Genomic DNA, 20,940 nt, shown 5'->3' on the forward strand with positions numbered 1-20,940 from the left:
TCATCTAACCGCACCTCAGGGTATGAACAATACCCTTGGTGGTGTCGTGCATGCCCTGTTTAACCCAATAGTGGAGAAACATCATGAACGACCTGCCTTTGGCTGCGCCTGCAGGCCACCCTTGTGTGCCAACTTTGAACATCGGGCTCACTGAGTTTATCGAAGAGTTTGGCGACGAACTCCTGGAGTCACTCAACCGCTCCAACCCACCGGTCTACGCCGGCATCGACAATCCGGCTCGGCAGTGGGTGCTGGAAGGCCTCAAACGACAGCCCTTCCCTGCCCAAGCTCAAGTGGTCCAGGCAATTGCCGCGCTTTTGCTCGATCAGAATGAGCAGGCTGGCATCATCAATGCCGAGATGGGGACAGGCAAAACAATGATGGCCATCGCTCTCGCTGCAGTCATGCATGGAGCTGGTTATCGCAGGACGATGGTCATCGCGCCTCCGCACCTGGTCTACAAGTGGCGGCGCGAGATCCTCGAAACCATCCCTGACGCTCGCGTCTGGGTGCTCAACGGACCGGATACCCTGGTCAAGCTGCTGAAGCTGCGCGATCAACTGGGTGATACCTACGACGGACGTCAAGAGTTCTTTATTCTCGGCCGTGTGCGGATGCGGATGGGGTTCCACTGGCGTCTGGCCTTTTGGCAACGACGTGCCGGCGGTGGTAGGAGCCTGGCAGCGTGTCCAGATTGTGGACGTCTGCTCCAGGACCAGGAAGGCAATCTGATCACTGCTGAGGAATTTCAGCGTGAAGAGCGACGTCGACGCTGCGACCACTGTGATGCCGCTTTATGGACGCTGATGCGTCCGGGCAAATCGGATGGCGGCAGCCGCCGTAACACGATCCTAAAGTCGATGTGTCGCATCCCTACAATCGGACCTGTTCGTGCAGAACGGCTTTTATCTGACTTCGGCGAAGACTTTCTCGCCTCGATGCTTCTGGACAATGTCTCTGAGTTCATCAACCTGATGGACGCCAAAGGCAATTTCATCTTCAGCGACCGCCAGGCCAAGCGCATGGAGCGTGCGATGGCCAACATCGAGTTCGGGTTCGGCGAGGGGGGTTACCAACCCACCGAGTTCATCAAGCGCTACCTGCCTGATGGATGCTTCGACCTACTGGTCGTGGACGAGGGGCACGAGTACAAAAACAGTGGATCAGCACAAGGTCAGGCTATGGGCGTGCTCGCAGCCAAAGCACGAAAGACTGTGCTGCTGACCGGCACTCTGATGGGCGGGTATGCAGACGATCTGTTCTATCTCCTGTTCCGAATCCTCACCAGACGTATGATCGAGGACGGCTATCAGCCCAACGCGCGAGGAAGCATGGCGCCGGCGGCGATGTCTTTTATGCGGGATCACGGGGTACTGAAGGATATCTACACCGAGCGTGATGGCAGTTCTCACAAGACTGCCAAAGGCAAGAAACTCTCAGTGCGGACGGTCAAAGCTCCGGGGTTCGGCCCGAAAGGCATTCACCGCTTCGTTCTACCCTTCACTGTGTTCCTGAAACTCAAGGATATCGGCGGCAACGTGCTACCTGGTTACCGGGAGGAGTTCATTGACGTACCGATGTCTCCAGACCAGGAGGCGGCTCACCGTAAGCTTGCCCAGACATTGACCGTCGAGCTTCGGCAGGCGCTGGCCCGAAGAGATACGACGCTGTTAGGGGTGGTGTTGAACGTGCTGTTGGCATGGCCGGACTGCTGCTTTCGACCTGAGGTGGTAAAACATCCTCGATCCAGAGACACGTTGGCTTTCGTGCCGTCGGTCTTCGATGACGACGAGCTCATGCCGAAGGAACAGGCCCTTCTGGACCTATGTCTTGCTGAAAAAGCCCGGAACCGCAAGGTTCTGGCCTACTCGGTTTACACGGGTACCAGAGACACCACGAGCCGCATGAAGCGGGTGCTCGAGCAATCGGGGCTGAAGGTGGCAGTGCTGCGTGCATCAGTGGACACCGCCAGGCGCGAGGACTGGATCCTTGACCAGGTTGATCGAGGCGTCGACGTACTGATCACCAACCCGGAGCTCGTAAAAACAGGTCTGGACCTGCTGGACTTTCCGACCATTGCGTTCATGCAGACGGGTTACAACGTCTACACGGTGCAACAGGCGGCAAGGCGCTCATGGAGGATCGGACAGAAGCAGGACGTCCGGGTGATCTTTTTCGGCTACATCGGCAGTTCTCAGATCACCTGCCTGCAACTGATGGCCAAGAAAATCGCCGTATCACAGAGCACTTCAGGAGATGTTCCAGAGTCTGGATTGGATTCACTGAACCAGGATGGTGATTCAGTAGAAATGGCTTTGGCAAGACAACTTATCAACGCTTGAACATTGCCACCTTCGGGTGGCATTTTTCGTTCAGATTAAGTAACCTGCTAAAGCAACACATCAAATTATTCGGATTTATTTATAGGTGTGGGATATGAAAACAGTCACAATCTGGATCGCGAATGACACATTTGAGCGAGTCATACAAAAAATCGTCGCCAGATCGCAAGCATTGCCCGAGAGTCATAACCCCTTCTATAATCTCTCCCCAGAGCAAGCGGAAGAATACATTTGGAAGAACATACAAAAAGAAGTCGAAAGCTATTGTTCTTCGCCACTCGCAAATCTTAATGAACGAGATCACGCTTTTACTTTCGGCGCACCATTGAACGATACTGTCTTCATGTTGACAGGCTGTGAGCTACCTAGTCACAACTTGCACACACATACAATTGAAGTGAATTTTAACGAAGGCAAATCGAATTCGTACACAGCAGACTTCTATGCCCTGATCTAATTGAATAGGTTGCTCCAAGAGATGCTAGATTGATAGTAGCGTCTGATGGAGCAACGATGCCCAGGGGAAGCTCATGGCAAATAGCATTCCAGATCAGTCGCGATTAGTGAACCGCTTTAATCTTGTGGTCGGTACTGGAGGCGTGAGCCTGAATTTTTCTCATTCTGCTGGATGCCCACCGAAGGGCAACTGCGCCACGTCATCCCAGATGTATCCTTTTAACCAATCATCAGGATCTTCGCCTCTGAACAAACTCATTAGCCAACTGGCTTGAGTGGCCCGGCGTACATACCACATAGGATGATGTAAATCTATCTCACCCTCAAGTCCGGCCTCTTGAAAATTTCGATCTATTAAACGGTATTTTGAGCAGTTTATTTTCAAAAATCTAATAAACTCCTTTAGGTTTCCACTGCCTGTGGCACCCATGCCCGAGCGGAGATGGAAATTCGAATACATATAGCCAGATGAGTAAACATTTTTCACTGTATCATGTTTTATGCAAAGGATAAGCCCGTCAGCTCTGCCTCCCCCTACTCTGATCAAATAGAAATTTATGTCCTCAGCTTTATCGGAATCATTTACAAAAAACCTGCTATATGAACTTCCTATGTCGGGAACTAAAAACATGCTGCCCTTGCCACTTAAGAGCCAAGTTGAGCTACAACCGGACCATTGAACAATCCGGTCAAACATATCAAAGTTCATTTCACCTCGACCATCGAGACAATCTAATAATGCTAGCGGGGATGCTTCGTTAATATAACTTGCAATGTGTGGGGCGTCGTCATTTACACCGTAAGGAAAAAAATCATCAGAGCGCAGACGTTGAAATAGCTCGTTCAGTCGCTGCCCCACGCCTCTCTGCCAGATCTGCGCGGACGTCTCATGGACATCAGGCTTTTGCTTGTCCAGACTTGTGGCGTACAGAACTAATGCATGCCTGATCTCACCCTCCACAGAGCGATGATTCCTCTCTGCAGACGTGCTGATCAACTGGTGGATCGACTCAGGCAGGTCTCTAATGCTAATTCTACTCATACCGCACCTCAGTGGTCTTGTGTCAATTAGGCGTCATTTTGACGCCATCATACACAACAATATGAGTATCAGCACCTAGGACGGCCACCTCGTCGGTAATCTAAAGGCAGAAGCCGGTAGCCAATCCAAGTTGTCAGCCAAATTTATCTGAATACTCAGGCTATCCCTAAAACCCATTCCGACTGAAATACGGTTTCCAGCTGCTTCAGGTCTTTGATTTTGCGAACGTGCCTCACATCTTGAGTGAGGTCCTCCATGAAGCTGCCACTGCGCCCTTCTCTTTCCCGCGCCACCGTACTGCAAATCCTGGCCCTGATCGTCCTGATCTGCATGCTGGTTTACCAGCAGTGGCAGATTCTCCACCTGAAGACAGGTTTTGAATCAGCTGCGAACCTGGAAACCGTCAACGCCATTACCCAACGCATCAATGGCGTGGATGACCGGCTCGATGCTGCCAGCCAGCTGAAGTCCGTGACCATAGATGATTTCAGGGCTGGCCAGCAGGCTCTTTCCAACCGCATCGATGCCGTTCAAGCCCTCCTGAAGCAGGTGCAGGAGGCGGCGAAGGACGCTGCCCAACAGGGTGCGTCAATGCAAGAGGTTGTGGTCATGAACGCTCGGATCGAGGAGCTGCAGGTAAAACTTCAGGACCTGCGTGCGGCTAAACCAGCATCTGTTCAAATCTCGGCAGCCAAGCCAAAGACTCCCCCCCCCTCCCGCAAATCAACAGCACAAAGCAAAGTTCCGGAGGCTCCTCCACCGTTTTCGGTAGTGGGTGTGGAGTATCGCGGAGGCGAACGTTTCTTGTCAGTTGCCCCGCCTGGCAGCACTCAACTGAGTCAACTGAACCTGATACGCCCGGGCGACATGGTCGCGGGGAGCAACTGGCAGCTCAACAGCCTGGATGATTCACGCGCCCTGTTCAGCATCAACGGCTCAACCCGCATTCTGCCCCTGCGCCCTTAGAGGTTCACATGATCGTTTACAACCTGCGAATGTTCACACTGACGGGAGTCATCCTGATCACAGCAGCTGGCATGGCCAACGCTGCAACCAACAGCTCCGCACAGTCCACCAGCAGAGAGCACCAGAGCGCTTTGCTGGACAGCCAGTCGCAATCGAGCGACGAGATGCTGGCACGAGACTGGAACCTCAGTCCTCAGGAATGGCAGCGCTATCAAACTCTGATGCAGAGTTCACGAGGTGTGTATTCCCCCGGGCTGGATCCGCTGACTGCATTAGGCATCGAAGCCCGCAATGATGAAGAGCGCCGGCGGTATGCAGAGCTCCAGGTCAAAGCCGAGGCGCAGCGCACGGCAAAAGAATTGGCGTATCAACGCGCATATGACGATGCCTTCAAACGCCTCTATCCCAATCTGATGCCTATCGCCAGTTCGGCGTCCCAAGGTGCGACCGCGAGCCCTGCTAACCAAGGCAATGGCCGATTGGCAGTGTTCGTCAAGGACGATTGCCCGGAGTGCTCAGTTCGGGTTAAGGCCCTTCAAGCTCAGAAACAGCCGTTTGACGTGTACATGGTGGGTAGCCAGAACGACGATGAGCGAATTCGCAACTGGGCGATTGTCTCGGGGATCGACCCTGCGAATGTCAGAACCCGACAAATCACCCTCAACCATGACGGTGGACGTTGGCTTGGCCTTAGCTTGGGTGGCGAGTTACCGGCCGTTGTGCGAGAGGTGAATGGGCAATGGCTGCGTCAGTGACGTGGGCAGGCTTTGCCCTGCTGTGCTTCGTGTTGACAAGCCATGCAGCCGAGCTTCCCCCGCCGGCTTATCAGTTGGCTGCCCGCGCAGCGAACATTCCGTCGGAAGTGCTCTACTCGGTGGCACTGCAGGAAAGTGGGACCCCACTGCGGGGCCAACTGGTCCCGTGGCCTTGGACGCTGAACGTTGCCGGCGCTAGTTATCGTTTTGCAACCCGTGCCGATGCCTGCACCGCACTTATCATCGCACTTGCGCAGGCGGGTCCCAAGCGGGTCGACGTCGGATTAGGTCAGGTCAACATGGGCTGGAACGGCCAGAGATTTAAATCAAGCAATCCGTGCGACGCGCTCAATCCCTACAAGAACCTCGATGTAGCTGCACAAATGCTCGCCGAACTGCGCGCGCTTGGCGGTGACTGGATCACCGTAGCCGGACGCTATCACCGCCCTGCCGGCGGCGCTCCAGCAGCCAATTACCGCAAGGCCTTTGCCAAACATCTCAGCCGGGTAACCGGCATCCAAATGCTGGTGACCAATCCATGACTCGATCAGTGATCCTCGGCGCAGCGCTCTGCCTGCCATTTATGATCTGCCAAGCTGCAGAGCTCACCGTGGTTGAAGACAAAGGTGGTGACTCAGCGCTGCCTTACTATCGATCTCTCAATCCCGAGCCGTCCTCTTCTGTCTCAAATGACCTGACCTCGCAACTGGATCCTGTAGCAGCACAGGGATTGCCGGTACGCACCACTCGAATGACTCCGGGGACAGTTCAGGGCCGAATCATCAACGCGCCAGGCCTGCAGCCTTTGTTCCTGGTCGGGGACGATGAAACTTCACGCCGATGGCTACAAGAACGCGGTGCGGTGCTGAAGCAGATGCAGGCCGTAGGACTGGTGGTCAACGTGGCCACACCAGAACGACTTGCCGTAGTCAGGAGTTGGTTGCCCGACGCTCTCGTGTCCCCCGCATCAGGTGACGAGCTTTCTCAACGACTCGGCCTGAATCACTATCCGGTGTTGATCACCCCAACCGCCATCGAGCAATAGGAGGTCGGGTTATGGCTCACGATTACGCCATTGAATCACTTCTCAGACCCGCTGTAGAGCTGTACACCGTGTACGTGTGCGCTGCAGGTGCATTCCTGTGCGTGTTCGCTCCCTGGGCGTTTGCGCTTACTCCGCTGTTCGGCATCGTGACCTCCGCGGGCTTTCTCGCTTTGGGCTTAGTGCGTCTGAAACAAGCTTGGCAGGTGCTGCGCTATCGTCGAAACATCCGTCGACTGCCTCATTACACGATGACCAGTAAAGAAGTGCCGGTGAGCAATCAACGTCTCTTCATCGGTCTTGGCTTCCGTTGGCAGCAGCGCCATACCCAGCGGCTGATGGACACTTACCTGCCGAAGTACGCCAGCTACGTTGAGGCCACCTCACTGTTCCGCGCAGCGCGTCGCTTTGAGGAGAGAGCTGAGTTCGCTCCATACCCTGTCCGGCTTCTGGCCAGAGCAACATCATGGGACGTGCCCATCAACCCTGTGCGACCTCTGCCACCCGTAGGCGGCTTGCCAAGGCTGCACGGCATCGAGCCATACGAGGAGAACGTCTCTCTCCCGTTGGGCGAGCGAGTAGGCCATTCGATTGTTCTGGGCACCACCCGTGTCGGAAAAACGCGCCTGGCTGAATTGTTCATCACTCAGGACATTCGGCGGAAAAAGCACGGCAAGCACGAGGTCGTCATCGTCTTTGATCCAAAGGGCGATGCAGATTTGCTCAAGCGCATGTATCTCGAAGCCAAACGCGCCGGCCGCCTGAACGAATTTTATGTGTTCCACCTGGGCTGGCCAGATCACTCGGCACGCTACAACGCCGTTGGGCGTTTTGGGCGGATTTCAGAGGTGGCCACCAGGATCGCTGGGCAACTCTCCGGGGAAGGTAACTCAGCAGCATTCCGTGAATTCGCTTGGCGATTCGTGAACATCATCGCAAGAGCCCTCGTCGCGCTGGGCCGTCGACCTGACTACCTGCAGATCCAGCAGCACGTGATCAACATCGAAGGGATCTTCCAGGAGTATGCCTCTAAATACTTTGATGAATATGATCCAAAGGCCTGGGAGGCGATCGTCGCTATTGAAGGCAAGCTCAACGAAAAAAACGTACCGTTCAACATGAAGGGCCGGCCGTTCCGTGTGGTGGCAATCGATCAATACCTGTCTCAGACGCGCGTGGCAGATCCAGTTATGGATGGACTGCGCAGCGCGGTCCGCTACGACAAGACCTATTTCGACAAAATCGTCGCCTCGCTGCTGCCACTGCTTGAGAAGCTGACAACAGGCCGCATGGCGGAACTGATCTCGCCGGACTATCAGGACGTGAACGATCCTCGACCGATCTTTGACTGGATGCAGGTGGTCCGCAAAAAGGCCGTGGTTTATATCGGCCTGGACGCCTTGTCGGACACAGAGGTCGCCGCTGCCGTCGGCAACTCTATGTTCTCCGACCTGGTCTCGGTCGCTGGCCATATCTACAAGTTCGGTGTCGACGACGGACTACCGGGCGGCGTCCCTGGCACCAAAGTGCCTATCAACCTCCATGCCGATGAGTTCAACGAGCTGATGGGTGAGGAATTCATTCCGATGATCAACAAGGGTGGTGGTGCCGGCATGCAGGTGACTGCCTACACCCAGACAATGAGCGATATCGAAGCGAAGATCGGCAACAAGGCCAAGGCTGGCCAGGTGATCGGTAACTTCAACAACGTGTTCATGCTGCGCGTCCGCGAAACGTCCACCGCCGAGCTGCTTACAAACCAGTTGCCTAAGGTTCAGGTTTTCACATCCACCCCGGCCAGCTCGGCGAATGACAGTGCAACGGGCAATACCGCGTTCACATCATCCAGTCATGACCAGGTGCAGCAGGTCAGCGTGCCAATGATTGAGCCAGCGCATGTCGTCGGCCTGCCCAAGGGCCAATGCTTTGCGCTCATGGAAGGCGGCAATCTGTGGAAAATCAGAATGCCTTTGCCTGGCCATGATCCTGATGAAGTAATGCCGGCAGATCTGCAGGCCTTGGCGGAAAGCATGCGTCAGACGTATCAGGTGGGCAAGGTCGACGACACTGGCTGGTGGTCAGCGCCCGGTTATCAGACGCTAAACGAGTCGCTGCCTGCAGATCTGCTCGACGACTTCAAAAAAATCGCTGTTGCACCTGAGGATGCGGCATGACTCTCGGCGGGTTGAGCGATCGGCAAGGGGGCATCTGATATGGCTGACGTTGCCGATCGCGCGAAACAGCAACAAGACCACGAACAGTCGTTCATAGGTTCTCTCTTCACCCTGCCCTTCCGATTCGCGGCAGTAATGTTCCTCTCTCTGGGGGGAGCCATTATCGTCGAATGGATCTGCATGTACTTTTTCTGGCCGGAGGCCGGTTGGCAGCACGCTCGCGCAATGCTCGATCATGAACTCAGCTGGCTCTCTAAGGGGTTCCTGCAGAGTGTGGTTGTTCAAGAGCCTGGCCGAACAGCTACATGGCTGGTTCAAACCACGTATGACTGGCTGGTGGTGAAGACTGGGCTTCAGGACTGGGTTCAACACACCTCTGATTATGCTGCGACAGGACAACGATCACGCGGTTTTGATATGCGCTACATGCTCGGTGTGGGAGTCAGCAAGTTTCAGGATTACGGCCTTGCTGCGCTCTACACGACACTGGTGTTTTGCGTGCGCCTGGTGATCCTGACCCTCGCAATCCCGTTATTTGTGATGACGGCATTTGTTGGTTTTGTGGACGGGCTGGTGCGCAGAGACTTGCGGCGGTTCGGTGCCGGCCGCGAGTCCAGCTACCTGTATCACAAAGCTCGAGCAACGATGGTGCCGCTGGTGATCATCCCCTGGAGCCTTTACCTGGCTCTGCCATTCAGCGTGAGCCCTTTGCTAGTGCTCCTGCCATGCGCGGCACTGCTCGGCCTGGCGGTCAGCATTACGGCTTCCAGCTTCAAAAAATACCTTTAGGTGCCCTCCATGCAATGGACAGAAGAACAACTGCCAGCTATTCACTCCTTCGCGAAGAAACTACTGGTCCAGGCGTTTGCCGGTACCGGGAAGACAACAACACTCGTCGGTTACGCCACGCATAACTCGTCGGTCAAAATGCTTTACCTCTGCTACAACAAAGCCGTTGAGATCGCGGCAAAGAACCGGTTTCCACGCAATGTGACCTGCAAAACAGCTCACGGCCTCGCCTACGCTGTCTATGGCAGCCAATACAAACACAAGCAGGCTGGCAATCTGCGTTTGACCGACATCGCGAGGACGATCAATACCCAGGATTGGGAGCTGGCCAAAGATATCGTTTCTACCCTCAATGCCTTCATGGCCAGCAAGGATCTGGAGCTGCTGGAAGACCACTTTGTGCGATTCCAGAGCAACCGCACACTGACCTCGGTCCAGCAGCAGTACATGAGTAAAGCGCTCAACCTGACCAGAGACGTTTGGCAGAAGATGGTCGATATCAACGATCGCTCAGTCCCCATGACGCACGATGGCTATCTGAAGCTGTACCAGATGAGCCAGCCAGATCTGAGCCAGCGTTTCGGTGCGATTTTGCTCGACGAAGGGCAGGACGTGAACCCGGTCATCGCGAATCTGGTCCAGATCCAAACAATAACTCAAGTCACTGTAGGTGATCGGCATCAGCAGCTGTATCGGTTCAGAGGCGCTGTGGATGCTTTAAACAGCCCGGCGATGAAGGACGCCGAGAAGCACTTCCTGACTCAGAGCTTCAGATTTGGACCGGCTGTTGCCTACGTGGCCAACGTCATCCTTTCCTTCAAGGGTGAAAAGATCCCCCTGCAAGGCCTGGGACAGCCGACGTTGGTGAAACGAGCCTTACCGGACGATCTCCCTCACCGCACCTACCTGCACCGTACTGTGAGCGGTGTGATCGAGAACGCGCTGCGCCTGGTCAACCAAAACCACCGCATGCAGTGGATCGGAGGGATCGACAGCTATTCCTTGCGCGATCTGGAGGACCTGTTCTATTTCAGCCGGCATATGAATGACCAGGTCCAGCAGCGCAAATTGCTGACCGACTATGCCGATTACGACCAGTATGTCGTGATCGCGAAGGCCACGCAGGATCCTGAGATGCTGCGCTCGATCAAAATCATCGAAAACTATGCGGATCTGCCCCAACGAATCGAGCAACTGCGTGCTGCATCTGTCACGTCGGAGCTCGATGCAACCGTGACCCTTACCACTGCGCACAGAGCCAAAGGTCTGGAGTGGGACTTCGTTGGGCTTTATGACGACTTTTCTGCAGATCCGCTCTCCCCTGACATCGACGCCGGCAAACGCGACGATGAGCTGAACCTTCTGTACGTAGCTGTCACACGAGCCATGAAGATTCTGGCCGTCAACTCGCTGGTGATCGACATCATGCAGCGCTTCAAAGACAACCGATCCGTAATCGCGGCCACTCCGTGAGGCTGACCCATGACCACTTTTGAATACACCCAGACCTTCGTCCCACTCCCCTACAAAACCGTTACCAGCGGAGTGCTGATGTTCAAGTCGACGGACGATACTACCGAACCGGACATCCACGGATATTTGAGCAACCCTGAAACGCTGGCCGCACTGAATCGCCACGGCAGAGAAGGATGGGAGCTGGTGAGCGTTCAGCAGATCAATCGTGGCCATGAACAAATTGGCAACCAAAACGCACAGGGCTGGGCGTTCGGTTACGCGATCAGCACCGGATTTTTGTTCTTCTTCAAACGCAGCACTGCATCTTTAACTTCATTGGACAAACCCCCTCAGACCTAAAAAGGGTTTCGTACTGATTCCATCCGGGCCGATCGTCATGCTGTGGACATAGATTCCTACAGCTTCCAAGGCCCGCGACGTGAAAATCAAACTCCCCGCGATCAAACCAGCGTTTTCAAGCATGCAGATCTGCCTGTCTGCAGTCCTCATATGCACACCGCTGCTTTCCTCGCATGCCCGAGCAGCCGGCACGGCTTCCGAGCAAGCCAACGTGGAAGTGATGATTCGCCAGCTCAATGCGCTTGAGGCCGTTGCACAGCGCAGCGCTGACCTGCCCAGTGAATCGGCTCAGCGCTATCACCTGGATTACTCCAGGTTAGTCAGCGACATAGCTCGCATCCGCCAGGGCCTGCAGGACTACCTGTCGCCCTCCCGAGCTCAGCCCCGCGACCCCGTGGAGCTATCAGGCCATTACAACGTCAGCGGTGAACACACGCCATGACGATGTCCTCCACCCAAATCAGTGCATTTCAGGCCGCTGCCGGCTTTTCACCGGCCAACAGCAACACGCTGTGGACGGGGATCGCTATGGGCATCCTCACGTTATGGGGTGTCTGGGTCTTCCTAAGCATTTATCGGGGGTGGGCGACCCAAAACCTAGACCGAATGGTTGCTGCTGCCTCCGCAGCTCGCTGGGCAGTGCTGTTCATGATCATGACCTTCATGTTGTTGAGCTGATTTTTTCCAAGGAGATAAAGATGACGCTGCATTCATTGTTCACTCAGGCACGTGCCTTTTTGAAACGCCGGCCTTTTTCGGCCCTGCTGATGGCCGCTACCCCTGGCAGTAGTTTTGCGGCCCTACCGGGTGCACAAGCCCCCACGCGCGGCACTGGGACCAGCTTTCTTCAGACCTTCCAAAACTATGCCTACGACGGCTTCATGCTACTGGGTCTATGTTTGTGCGCGTTCGGCATCGTTCTGGTGGGGCGACATGCGCTGGGCGTCTACCACGAAATCCACATGGGCAAGGCCAAATGGGCTGACTTGGGCAGTACCGCCGTCGTCGGTGTTTGCCTGATTGGCGTCACGATCTACCTGGTCACCACCGCTACCAACATCCTTTAAGTCGCAGAGGCTCCCATGACTGAGCTCCAGCAAGATCAGCATGAAGACGGCACCCTGCGTTTTCTGCCCAGTCGCTTGAATAACCAGCCCGTGGTGATTGGTGGTCTTACGGCTGATGAGATGTGGGCAACCGTATTCGGCTGCAGCGGCATAGGCTTTGTGATTGGTCTGCCGCTGGCCTTCATCATCACACCATCAATGCCCGTGGTGTGCGCCCTGATAGGAGGAGTATTGGGACTGCTCATCGCATCTCGGGTCTTGCGACGCCTCAAACGCGGTAGACCGGAGACATGGATCTACCGCAGGGTCCAGCTCCAGACGGCAATGCTCGGCCCGACCTCATTCAACAAAGCCAACCTGGTCCTTCGATCAGGCAACTGGACTTGCCGCCGGAGCGAGCAACAATGAGCCGTTTCTTGAAGTTGGCCGACTCCCAGCGTGCCCACATCAACAGCTTGAGGATAGCGATTGTCTTGATCGCGCTGGTGGCAGCAGGCCTTGGTTTCGGCTGGTGGAGTGCGCCGAAGCAATTGACCGTTCACGTTCCGCCAGATCTGCGGTCTGGAAGCACGCGAATGTGGTGGGATGTCCCTCCCCAATCTGTATACACATTCGGCCTGTACATCTTTCAGCAGATGAACCGGTGGCCGGTCGACGGCGAGCAGGATTACCAAGCAAATATCACCCGTCTAGATGCTTACATCACGCCATCTTGCAAGCATTACCTGCAGAGTGATTTTGAACTGCGCAGGTCTAGCGGTGAGCTACGCAAGCGCGTCCGAGGCGTGTACGAAATTCCAGGTCGAGGCTATGGAGATTCGCCAGAGATCAGGACAGTGAGCAACTCTATCGACGATTGGACTGTCACGCTCGATATCACAGCAGACGAGTATTACGGCGGACAGTTGGTCAAGCGTGCCCTCGCGAGATATCCGCTCCACGTTGTACGTATGGACGTCGACCCTGAAACCAATCCCTTCGGTTTGGCCTGGGACTGCTACAACGGCGCACCACAACGCATCGAGGGCAATGTTGAAGCTGCCGCAACTCCGTCGAAAGGAGTCTTCAAATGAGTGTTTTGCGAGTAATCACATGCTCGACATTACTGGCGGTGGTGGCTGGTAACGCCCAAGTCGCCTCGGCGGTCGAGATTCTCCGCTGGGAGCGATTGCCACTGGCCATTCCACTGCGCATCAATCAGGAACGCATCGTCTTCGTTGATCAGAATGTTCGTGTTGGACTCCCGCGCTCGCTGACTGAAAAACTGCGGGTGCAGAGTACGGGCGGCGCGATCTACCTGTTTGCGAAGGAAGCGATTGAGCCCACACGGCTCCAGTTGCAGAACGCCAAGACCGGCGAGATCATTCTGGTCGACATCGCTGCTACAGAGGCCCCTACGGGCCAACCAGCGCTGGAGCCGGTGAAGATTGTGGAAGGTGAAACAACATCCGCACGCTATGGAGGGGCTGCTACAGCACGCTCAGCCAAAGCCACTACGAAGAGCACGGACTCATCCAGCCGTTCAAGCGATGAAGACGATGAACCAGAGGAAGTGGTCAAGCGAGAAACGCCCGTCCCAGTCGTCCTTACCCGCTATGCAGCCCAGATGCTCTATGCGCCATTGCGCACCGTTGAGCCTGTAGACGGCATCGCCCAGGTGAAGGTTGAGCGCAACCTTGATCTGGCCACCCTGCTTCCCACTCTACCTGTGAAGTCCACACCCTTAGGTGCATGGCGTCTGGATGATTATTGGGTGACTGCTGTGAAGCTGCAGAATCAGACGACGCAGCGCATCACGCTTGACCCTCGCGAGCTCATGGGTGAATTCGTCACTGCAGCGTTTCAACATCCTTACCTTGGATCACGCGGCGATGCCAGTGACACCACGACCTTGTACTTGGTCACGCGAGGACACGGGCTGACACAGGCGGCCGTATTCTCGGCGACTCAAGCAGATCCGCGTGCAGCGCAAGGAGCGAAGCATGAAAGGTAATCCGCTGCTCAAGTACCTGGTGATTCCATTCCTCCTGATTGGGATTTTCGTCGGCATCAAATCACTGGGAAGTGCCCCCGCACCAAGTACCGAAACCCCTGCTCCAAAACTGACGGCTGAGCAAGCCAAAGCTCTTGGTGTGGAAGGCGACACGCCGAGCGACACGCTGCGCACGGTCGTCGCTGAAGGACGCGAGCTCAAGCAACAGATCACAGATGTCATTGCGCAGAACAATGCCTACAAACAGGACAACGAGACGCTCAAACAGCGACTGGCAAACGTTGACCAGAACGTCGAACAGCGCCTTAAAAACGCCCAGGAGCAGTTCAAGCTGGATAGTCAGCAGCAACAGCAGAGCGTGCTGGAGGGCTTGCGCAAACAGATGGATGAACTGACCCGAATGGGACAAAACAGTAATTCCAATTCGGACCTACCGATTGGTTTGGGTGTTCAGCCTGGTGATGGCCAGCAGTTCAAATCGGAAACAAACGGTTCAGACATCGTGTGGATAGATCCGCAGGACGCGACGGCCCTGGACAGCAACGGTAAACCGATCACTGCTGGCAATAGCGTCCCCGCGAGCGCCTACAGCTTTCCTACAGCCTTCGGCGAGTCCGTAGACCGAGGCCAGAAAGCTCTCACGACAGGCGCTCAGTCTGTCCGCGATGACATGGGTGGCCAGCAACAGGAACGTAAGAAGGTACGTCGTGCCTATACCCTGCCTCAGAACTCGACGTTGATGGGATCTGTGGCCATGTCAGCGCTGATTGGGCGAGTCCCTGTTGATGGGACGGTTAATGACCCCTACCCGTTCAAGGTCCTGATCGGTCCCGACAACCTGACCGCCAATGGCATCGACCTTCCCGACGTAGCGGGTGCCGTGGCCAGCGGTACAGCATCCGGCGACTGGACCCTCTCATGCGTACGGGGGCAGATCAAAAGTCTGACCTTCGTGTTTACCGACGGCACTGTCCGCACGCTGCCAGCACCGGTTCAGGGTGGCAATCAACAGAACAACAACCAGAACAACTCTGGAGACCAACAACCCATCCAGGGTGGTCTGGGCTGGATCAGTGATCCATACGGCATTCCCTGTATTGCGGGCGAGCGACGCAGCAACGCTCAGCAGTACATCGGTTCACAAGCCCTCATTACCGCAGCCGGTGCTGGAGCAGCATCGTTGATCAAGACCGAGGGAAGCACCTCCTCTTACGTCTCGAACGCTTCTGGGACGCTGGGTAGCACCGGTTTGTCTGGTAACGAGGCGATGGGAAAGATCCTGACCCAAGGAGTCACGGACGTTTCGAGCTGGGTTAACAAACTCTACGGACAAGCGTTCGCGGCCATTTATGTACTGCCTGGTGCGCAAGTCTCGCTGCACATCGATCAAGAGCTGGAAATTGACTACGAACTCAAAGGCCGCAAGGTCAAGTACGCCTCAGGAGCGAACCATGCCAATGCCAACCTGGATTGATCACTTGGGGTCAGCGCGCAGCGCGCTGTTGTATTGCGCTCTCACTGCGGGCTTGCTGGCTGGATGCTCGACAAACAAAGAGCAAATGCTGCCACATGGTCAAAACACCATGATGGACGTCTGGAATCAAGGCACGACCGGTTCGGCCGGGAGCGCTAGTGGCCGGCAGTTGCTCGATGCGCGTTCGGAGTTGCGCCGTCCAATCGACGTACGCGCTACCCAGCCTTTGCAGGACAGCGCGGCCTACACCCGTACCGCTCAAAACGAGATCTACAGCCAGTTCAAACGACTGCCCAATCCGGATCTTGTCATGTATGTGTTTCCGCACCTTGCGGGCTCCGATCCAGCACCAGTCCCTGGCTACACCACTGTGTTCCCTCTCTATCAGCGTGTGCAGTACGCCATGCCTGGCGAGCGGGTCGAGGACTACTGATGACTCTTTTTCAACGGCTCAAAAGCCGCGCGTCCCTCAATTCAGCTACGCAGACGGATATAGCGGGCGACCCTCTGCTGAGCGAGCCTTCAGCGGTCGAACTTGAACAGCCTGAGGATGATCTGGTTGGGGATTTGAAAGCTTCAGATCAAAACGATGTGGATGCTGCCCTTGAACGTTATCTGAAGCGACTGGAGGATCAGGGCATACCCGCGCCAGGCGATTGGAGAAACCCGAAGCAGAAGCCTGCCACGGTTGGCGACGTCGCCGCGCTGTACGACGTCAAGCCGAGCTTTGTCGACCTCCTTCCATGGATTGAGTACCTGCCAGCTGAGCAAGCGATGCTGCTTGAGGATGGCAAATCCTTGGCAGCATTCTTCGAACTGACTCCGATCGGCACTGAAGGCCGTGATCCCGAATGGCTTCGCAAGGTGCGCGATGCCCTGGAGAACGCGCTGCAAAATAGTTTTGACGAGCTCGATACCTCACCTTGGGTTGTGCAGTTCTACGCGAAGGACGAAACCAGCTGGGATGACTACCTTCGGAACCTGCGTGAATACATCCGACCACAGGCTAAAGGCAGCCCGTTCTCGGAGCTGTATCTGGATCTGTTCAAGCATCACCTCGATGCAATCGCCAAACCTGGTGGTCTTTTTGAAGACACCACAGTTTCAAAATTGCCTTGGCGTGGCCAGCAGCGCCGTGTGCGGGTAGTCGTGTATCGCCGGGTAGTCGGTGATGCAGCGTTCCGTGGCCAAACACCTGCCATGCACCTGGACAACATTTGCCAGCGCTTCACAGGAGGTCTGGCAAACGCCGGCATTAAAAGCAAACGGATGGACGGTTACGACATCCGACACTGGCTCCTGCAGTGGTTCAACCCTCACCCCGATCACCTGGGAACGACGCTCAAAGACTTTGATCGCTTCTTTCAACTGGTGAACAAACGCACAGAGGATGCCGGCGAGGATCTCCCACTGGTCACTGGCGACGACTTCGCACAGGGACTCTTTTATCGAGAGCCAAAATCCGACAGTCAAAAAGGCTTGTGGTACTTCGATGGCCAGCCTCACAGAGTCATCATGCTGGATCGGCTGCGCGAAGCCCCGAAGACCGGCCACCTGACTGGCGAAACACGTAAAGGCGGTGATGCCTTGCATGCCCTGTTCGACAAGTTGCCTGAGGACACTGTGTTGGCCATCACCCTGGTCATCACACCTCAAGACGTGCTGGAGGCTCATCTTGAAAAGCTGGCACGCAAGTCGGTGGGTGACAACCAGGCTTCACTACTGACCCGCGAAGCGGTAAACGATGCCAGGAAACTGATCGGTCGTGAGCACAAGCTGTACCGAGGCAGCATCGCCTTTTACCTCAAGGGAAATGACGAAGCACAGCTCACCGCGCGCAGCATGCAGTTGACCAACGCATTGCTGGGTGCCGGTATGGAACCCGTAGCATCTGACGACGAGGTGGCCCCGCTCAACAGCTACCTGCGCTGGCTTCCCGGGAATTTCGACGTCAATCAAAAGCGATCCATGGACTGGTACGTGCAGATGATGCTCGCCCAGCATGTTGCAAACCTGTGCCCGGTGTGGGGTCGCTCCAGTGGTACTGGGCATCCTGGCATCACGCTATTCAACCGTGGTGGGGCTCCACTGACATTTGATCCATTCAACAAGCTGGATCGTCAGATGAATGCCCACATGTTTCTGTTCGGCCCCACAGGTGCAGGTAAGTCCGCCACGTTGAATAACCTGCTCAACCAGCTCATTGCGGTTTACGCACCGCGCCTGTTCATCGTCGAGGCGGGTAACAGTTTCGGCCTCTTAGGGGATTTCGCGAAAAAACTTGGCTTGACAGTCAACAGGATCAAGCTGGCCCCGAACTCGGGCGTTAGCCTGGCTCCGTTCGCCGACGCTATTCGATTGGTAAACACCCCGAGCCAGGTCAAGACCTTGGACGCTGATGACCTAGAAAGCTCTGACGAGCATATCAATGCCAAGGCCGATGAAGACAATGATGAACGGGATGTTCTCGGCGAGATGGAAATCGTAGCCCGCTTGATGATCACCGGCGGTGAAGAAAAAGAGGAAGCCCGGCTTACCCGGGCGGACCGCAGCGTAATCCGACACTGCATCCTTGCAGCGGCCAGAGTTTGTTCCGACGCCGATCGCACCGTCCTGACTGAAGATGTCCGGAACGCGTTGCGCACGGCCGGCGAAGATACCTCCATCCCAGAGGGCAGACGCAACCGCATGCTTGAAATGGCCGAAGCCATGGACATGTTCTGCATGGGCGCCGACGGAGAGATGTTCAACCGTACCGGTACGCCTTGGCCTGAAGCAGATCTGACCATTGTCGACCTGGCCACCTACGCACGTGAGGGTTACAACGCCCAGCTGTCGATCGCTTACATCTCGCTGATCAACACCGTTAACAACATTGCGGAACGTGATCAGTACAAGGGCCGACCGCTGGTCAATGTGACAGACGAAGGCCACATCATCACCAAGAACCCCCTCCTCTCTCCCTACATCATCAAGATCACCAAAATGTGGCGAAAGCTCGGGGCCTGGTTCTGGCTGGCAACTCAGAACATTGATGACTTACCCCCTGCGGCTGCGCCGATGCTCAACATGATCGAGTGGTGGATCTGTCTGAACATGCCGCCGGATGAAGTTGAAAAGATCTCCCGTTTCCGTGAGCTCACACCCGCCCAGAAGGGCTTGATGCTGTCAGCACGCAAAGAAAGCGGTAAATACACCGAAGGCGTTGTTCTCTCAAAATCGATGGAGGTCCTGTTTCGCGCTGTTCCGCCGAGCCTGTACCTGGCCTTGGCCATGACCGAGCCTGAAGAGAAAAAACAACGTTACGACCTGATGCAGTCCATGGGTGTCGACGAATTGGGAGCTGCACTCGAAGTAGCTGCAGATCTCGACAGGAAACGAGGTATTGAACCCCTGAACATTACATTCCCATTACCCCGTGCATTGGAGAACCTGGCATGAGAGCCATGGATGCCCTGACTCAAAATCTCATCGACAGTCTGACTCAAATACTTCAGTTCCCGCAGGAAGACTCCCTGCTCGCATTGAGAATCTGCGCGCCGGTACTGATCGAGCACTTACAAGTCGTCAAACATGTAGCGGTAGATCGCCGAGAGATTCAGTCTCAACTGCACAAAGCTTTGGATCAGTGGCTTGAGCATCACCCTCAGCCTGAAAGCGCCCAGAAAGCTCTTCTGACGCTGCTGGATCAGGAGCTGCTGGCAAAACAGCTCCTCGACAAAGAGGCCTCCGCATGAAGCGACCGACGCGCCGGCAAATTCTCTACTGCATCGGTGCGGTCGCCTTGACTATCTCACCTTTTCTGCTGACCGAGGTGATGCAGAATAAGCTTGGCGTCACAGGTGACCCCGTGGCGCCGGCAGCCGATCAGAAGAGACATAGTGGCGGATGGGTTTACGGGAGCCGTGGCGCCCGTTTCACCATCGTCGAATATGCAGATCTGGAATGCCCCTACTGCAAGGATTACTTCCCACACCTCAAAGCCTGGGTTGATCAGCATCCAGACGTCAATCTTCAATGGCACCATCTGCCCCTACCGATGCATGAGCCTGCAGCGAGCTATGAGGCTCGGTGGGCTGAGTGCGCGGGGATTGAGAGAGGCAATGACGCTTTTTGGCTCGCAGTCGAGCTCATTTATCAGCGTACTCGGTCGAACGGTGCTGGAACTGCTGGCAATACGCAGATCCCTGGGCTTGAAGATCGACAGCACTTCATTGATAACTGCGCTGCGAGAAACCCTTCTGTGCAACAGGCCGTCATTAGCCAGGCTCACAAGGCGAGCCAGGACGGCATCACAGCCACCCCTACGCTGGTCATTAAGGACAAGCAATCTGGTCGCTCGATCAAGCTGCAGGGAGCACCTGACGGTGACGTGCTGCTCTCCGCAATGGACTGGCTGGCCAGCACGAAGGATAGATAAATGAATCCAGCCTTTGAACAAGCCTTGCAAGCGCGCTTGCTTTGGCTCCAGGTCCGTAGCTATGGCTCACTTGGTTTTCATCAGATGGCTAAGGATGCTGCCCACAAGGCGTACTGGCTTGTCGAAGAACTTGCTATGACACAAGCGCGCTGCGAGCTCCCCTACGCATCTCCCTACGGTGCAAAATGCCCACTTATTATCAATGACGTTCCGAGGCTGGCGGCACTCTATCAGCACTATTGGAGCGAAGAAGCTCAGATCGTTGAGGAGGAGCGTGAAGAGGCTGCGGAACGTCTAAGAAGGGAACAGTCGAAGGCCTACGCTATCAAGTGCATCGAACGTAACGACTGGAAGGCGCTGGACCTTCCATCGCCCGAACATTTATCAGCGGAGTTATACGCAGGTAGACCGATGCGAGTCGATGGCCACTTCCTGGAATATGAGGACGGTATTGTATGGATGGACAATCCATATGGCGTAGAGGGGTGCTTAGCGGAGGAGCCAACAATTCACCTGTGTCGCCAGTTCCTCACCAGGATTGCGAAGGGTGGCATGTACGGTCCAGAGCCTTCGGTAGTTCAACCTTAGCTACAGGCCCTAGTGGC

General features: G+C 55.6%; 23 protein-coding genes. 22 read left to right on the forward strand and 1 reads right to left on the reverse strand.

What is annotated here, in order from left to right; all coding sequences use genetic code 11:
* The first annotated feature begins 83 nt into the window (after positions 1-83).
* Entirely contained in the window at positions 84-2,342 is a 2,259-nt protein-coding gene (locus tag POR16_RS20730; protein ID WP_005895430.1) for an SNF2-related protein, read from the forward strand.
* 94 nt (positions 2,343-2,436) lie between these two features.
* Positions 2,437-2,799, forward strand: coding sequence for a hypothetical protein (locus POR16_RS20735; RefSeq protein ID WP_003347779.1), 363 nt, complete (start codon positions 2,437-2,439; stop codon positions 2,797-2,799).
* Between the two features lie 159 nt (positions 2,800-2,958).
* On the opposite strand, the gene POR16_RS20740 is transcribed toward POR16_RS20735, so the two are convergent.
* Positions 2,959-3,840, reverse strand: a complete 882-nt coding sequence (locus POR16_RS20740) for a FitA-like ribbon-helix-helix domain-containing protein (RefSeq protein WP_003347777.1) — start codon at positions 3,838-3,840, stop codon at positions 2,959-2,961.
* A 255-nt stretch (positions 3,841-4,095) separates the two neighbouring features.
* Between POR16_RS20740 and POR16_RS20745 the strand changes: the two genes are divergently transcribed.
* From POR16_RS20745 to POR16_RS20840, 20 genes are all read left to right on the forward strand, one after another.
* Positions 4,096-4,806: a hypothetical protein gene (locus POR16_RS20745; protein ID WP_053932086.1), complete on the forward strand. Its 711-nt coding sequence runs from the start codon at positions 4,096-4,098 to the stop codon at positions 4,804-4,806.
* A gap of 8 nt (positions 4,807-4,814) precedes the next feature.
* A complete protein-coding gene (locus POR16_RS20750; protein WP_005895420.1) occupies positions 4,815-5,561 on the forward strand; it encodes a TIGR03759 family integrating conjugative element protein in 747 nt (248 codons plus the stop codon).
* On the forward strand, positions 5,546-6,103 hold the full coding sequence (locus POR16_RS20755; protein WP_005895416.1) for a lysozyme family protein: 558 nt from the start codon (positions 5,546-5,548) through the stop codon (positions 6,101-6,103). The genes POR16_RS20750 and POR16_RS20755 overlap by 16 nt, the downstream gene beginning before the upstream one ends.
* Positions 6,100-6,606 (forward strand): integrating conjugative element protein, encoded by a 507-nt coding sequence (locus POR16_RS20760; protein ID WP_005895412.1) that lies wholly within the window; start codon positions 6,100-6,102, stop codon positions 6,604-6,606. Before POR16_RS20755 ends, POR16_RS20760 begins: the two co-directional genes overlap by 4 nt.
* Before the next feature lie 11 nt (positions 6,607-6,617).
* Positions 6,618-8,777, forward strand: a complete 2,160-nt coding sequence (gene traD / locus POR16_RS20765; protein ID WP_005895408.1) for a type IV conjugative transfer system coupling protein TraD — start codon at positions 6,618-6,620, stop codon at positions 8,775-8,777.
* Positions 8,778-8,816: 39 nt separating this feature from the next.
* A complete protein-coding gene (locus POR16_RS20770) occupies positions 8,817-9,566 on the forward strand; it encodes a TIGR03747 family integrating conjugative element membrane protein (RefSeq protein ID WP_003425101.1) in 750 nt (249 codons plus the stop codon).
* Positions 9,567-9,575: 9 nt separating this feature from the next.
* Entirely contained in the window at positions 9,576-11,039 is a 1,464-nt protein-coding gene (locus tag POR16_RS20775) for a UvrD-helicase domain-containing protein (RefSeq protein WP_005895404.1), read from the forward strand.
* A 9-nt stretch (positions 11,040-11,048) separates the two neighbouring features.
* Positions 11,049-11,381 carry a DUF4177 domain-containing protein gene (locus POR16_RS20780; RefSeq protein ID WP_005895401.1) on the forward strand — a complete coding sequence of 111 codons (333 nt, stop codon included), beginning with the start codon at positions 11,049-11,051 and terminating at the stop codon, positions 11,379-11,381.
* A gap of 79 nt (positions 11,382-11,460) precedes the next feature.
* On the forward strand, positions 11,461-11,823 hold the full coding sequence (locus POR16_RS20785; protein WP_003435727.1) for an integrative conjugative element protein, RAQPRD family: 363 nt from the start codon (positions 11,461-11,463) through the stop codon (positions 11,821-11,823).
* The gene (locus POR16_RS20790) at positions 11,820-12,059 is read left to right on the forward strand and encodes a TIGR03758 family integrating conjugative element protein (RefSeq protein ID WP_005895397.1); all 240 of its coding nucleotides are present in this window, start codon (positions 11,820-11,822) and stop codon (positions 12,057-12,059) included. Before POR16_RS20785 ends, POR16_RS20790 begins: the two co-directional genes overlap by 4 nt.
* 20 nt (positions 12,060-12,079) lie before the next feature.
* Complete coding sequence (locus POR16_RS20795; RefSeq protein WP_003435724.1) at positions 12,080-12,448, forward strand: TIGR03745 family integrating conjugative element membrane protein; 369 nt, start codon at positions 12,080-12,082, stop codon at positions 12,446-12,448.
* A gap of 15 nt (positions 12,449-12,463) precedes the next feature.
* Positions 12,464-12,856: a TIGR03750 family conjugal transfer protein gene (locus POR16_RS20800; protein ID WP_003435722.1), complete on the forward strand. Its 393-nt coding sequence runs from the start codon at positions 12,464-12,466 to the stop codon at positions 12,854-12,856.
* Positions 12,853-13,521, forward strand: coding sequence for a PFL_4703 family integrating conjugative element protein (locus POR16_RS20805; protein ID WP_005895389.1), 669 nt, complete (start codon positions 12,853-12,855; stop codon positions 13,519-13,521). The genes POR16_RS20800 and POR16_RS20805 overlap by 4 nt, the downstream gene beginning before the upstream one ends.
* Positions 13,518-14,441, forward strand: a complete 924-nt coding sequence (locus tag POR16_RS20810; RefSeq protein WP_053932084.1) for a TIGR03749 family integrating conjugative element protein — start codon at positions 13,518-13,520, stop codon at positions 14,439-14,441. Before POR16_RS20805 ends, POR16_RS20810 begins: the two co-directional genes overlap by 4 nt.
* On the forward strand, positions 14,431-15,915 hold the full coding sequence (locus tag POR16_RS20815; RefSeq protein WP_005895380.1) for a TIGR03752 family integrating conjugative element protein: 1,485 nt from the start codon (positions 14,431-14,433) through the stop codon (positions 15,913-15,915). Before POR16_RS20810 ends, POR16_RS20815 begins: the two co-directional genes overlap by 11 nt.
* Positions 15,893-16,348, forward strand: coding sequence for a TIGR03751 family conjugal transfer lipoprotein (locus POR16_RS20820; protein WP_011267021.1), 456 nt, complete (start codon positions 15,893-15,895; stop codon positions 16,346-16,348). The genes POR16_RS20815 and POR16_RS20820 overlap by 23 nt, the downstream gene beginning before the upstream one ends.
* Positions 16,348-19,356: a conjugative transfer ATPase gene (locus POR16_RS20825; RefSeq protein WP_005895376.1), complete on the forward strand. Its 3,009-nt coding sequence runs from the start codon at positions 16,348-16,350 to the stop codon at positions 19,354-19,356. The genes POR16_RS20820 and POR16_RS20825 overlap by 1 nt, the downstream gene beginning before the upstream one ends.
* The gene (locus POR16_RS20830; protein WP_042932836.1) at positions 19,353-19,652 is read left to right on the forward strand and encodes a hypothetical protein; all 300 of its coding nucleotides are present in this window, start codon (positions 19,353-19,355) and stop codon (positions 19,650-19,652) included. The genes POR16_RS20825 and POR16_RS20830 overlap by 4 nt, the downstream gene beginning before the upstream one ends.
* The gene (locus POR16_RS20835) at positions 19,649-20,335 is read left to right on the forward strand and encodes a DsbA family protein (protein WP_005895371.1); all 687 of its coding nucleotides are present in this window, start codon (positions 19,649-19,651) and stop codon (positions 20,333-20,335) included. The genes POR16_RS20830 and POR16_RS20835 overlap by 4 nt, the downstream gene beginning before the upstream one ends.
* Positions 20,336-20,923, forward strand: a complete 588-nt coding sequence (locus POR16_RS20840; RefSeq protein WP_005895368.1) for a hypothetical protein — start codon at positions 20,336-20,338, stop codon at positions 20,921-20,923.
* Positions 20,924-20,940: the final 17 nt, after the last annotated feature.

This window comes from Pseudomonas coronafaciens pv. oryzae str. 1_6 (genome assembly GCF_000156995.2).
In the GTDB taxonomy this organism is placed as follows: Bacteria; Pseudomonadota; Gammaproteobacteria; order Pseudomonadales; family Pseudomonadaceae; genus Aquipseudomonas; species Aquipseudomonas tremae.

Coding starts and splice junctions, on each gene's coding strand:
- POR16_RS20835 (WP_005895371.1), top strand. CDS start 19,649: ATGAAGCGACCGACGCGCCGGCAAATTCTCTACTGCATCGGTGCGGTC.
- POR16_RS20840 (WP_005895368.1), top strand. CDS start 20,336: ATGAATCCAGCCTTTGAACAAGCCTTGCAAGCGCGCTTGCTTTGGCTC.
- POR16_RS20800 (WP_003435722.1), top strand. CDS start 12,464: ATGACTGAGCTCCAGCAAGATCAGCATGAAGACGGCACCCTGCGTTTT.
- POR16_RS20760 (WP_005895412.1), top strand. CDS start 6,100: ATGACTCGATCAGTGATCCTCGGCGCAGCGCTCTGCCTGCCATTTATG.
- POR16_RS20745 (WP_053932086.1), top strand. CDS start 4,096: ATGAAGCTGCCACTGCGCCCTTCTCTTTCCCGCGCCACCGTACTGCAA.
- POR16_RS20830 (WP_042932836.1), top strand. CDS start 19,353: ATGAGAGCCATGGATGCCCTGACTCAAAATCTCATCGACAGTCTGACT.
- POR16_RS20780 (WP_005895401.1), top strand. CDS start 11,049: ATGACCACTTTTGAATACACCCAGACCTTCGTCCCACTCCCCTACAAA.
- POR16_RS20825 (WP_005895376.1), top strand. CDS start 16,348: ATGACTCTTTTTCAACGGCTCAAAAGCCGCGCGTCCCTCAATTCAGCT.
- POR16_RS20755 (WP_005895416.1), top strand. CDS start 5,546: ATGGCTGCGTCAGTGACGTGGGCAGGCTTTGCCCTGCTGTGCTTCGTG.
- POR16_RS20750 (WP_005895420.1), top strand. CDS start 4,815: ATGATCGTTTACAACCTGCGAATGTTCACACTGACGGGAGTCATCCTG.
- POR16_RS20810 (WP_053932084.1), top strand. CDS start 13,518: ATGAGTGTTTTGCGAGTAATCACATGCTCGACATTACTGGCGGTGGTG.
- traD (WP_005895408.1), top strand. CDS start 6,618: ATGGCTCACGATTACGCCATTGAATCACTTCTCAGACCCGCTGTAGAG.
- POR16_RS20805 (WP_005895389.1), top strand. CDS start 12,853: ATGAGCCGTTTCTTGAAGTTGGCCGACTCCCAGCGTGCCCACATCAAC.
- POR16_RS20770 (WP_003425101.1), top strand. CDS start 8,817: ATGGCTGACGTTGCCGATCGCGCGAAACAGCAACAAGACCACGAACAG.
- POR16_RS20820 (WP_011267021.1), top strand. CDS start 15,893: ATGCCAATGCCAACCTGGATTGATCACTTGGGGTCAGCGCGCAGCGCG.
- POR16_RS20730 (WP_005895430.1), top strand. CDS start 84: ATGAACGACCTGCCTTTGGCTGCGCCTGCAGGCCACCCTTGTGTGCCA.
- POR16_RS20815 (WP_005895380.1), top strand. CDS start 14,431: ATGAAAGGTAATCCGCTGCTCAAGTACCTGGTGATTCCATTCCTCCTG.
- POR16_RS20790 (WP_005895397.1), top strand. CDS start 11,820: ATGACGATGTCCTCCACCCAAATCAGTGCATTTCAGGCCGCTGCCGGC.
- POR16_RS20775 (WP_005895404.1), top strand. CDS start 9,576: ATGCAATGGACAGAAGAACAACTGCCAGCTATTCACTCCTTCGCGAAG.
- POR16_RS20795 (WP_003435724.1), top strand. CDS start 12,080: ATGACGCTGCATTCATTGTTCACTCAGGCACGTGCCTTTTTGAAACGC.
- POR16_RS20735 (WP_003347779.1), top strand. CDS start 2,437: ATGAAAACAGTCACAATCTGGATCGCGAATGACACATTTGAGCGAGTC.
- POR16_RS20740 (WP_003347777.1), bottom strand. CDS start 3,840: ATGAGTAGAATTAGCATTAGAGACCTGCCTGAGTCGATCCACCAGTTG.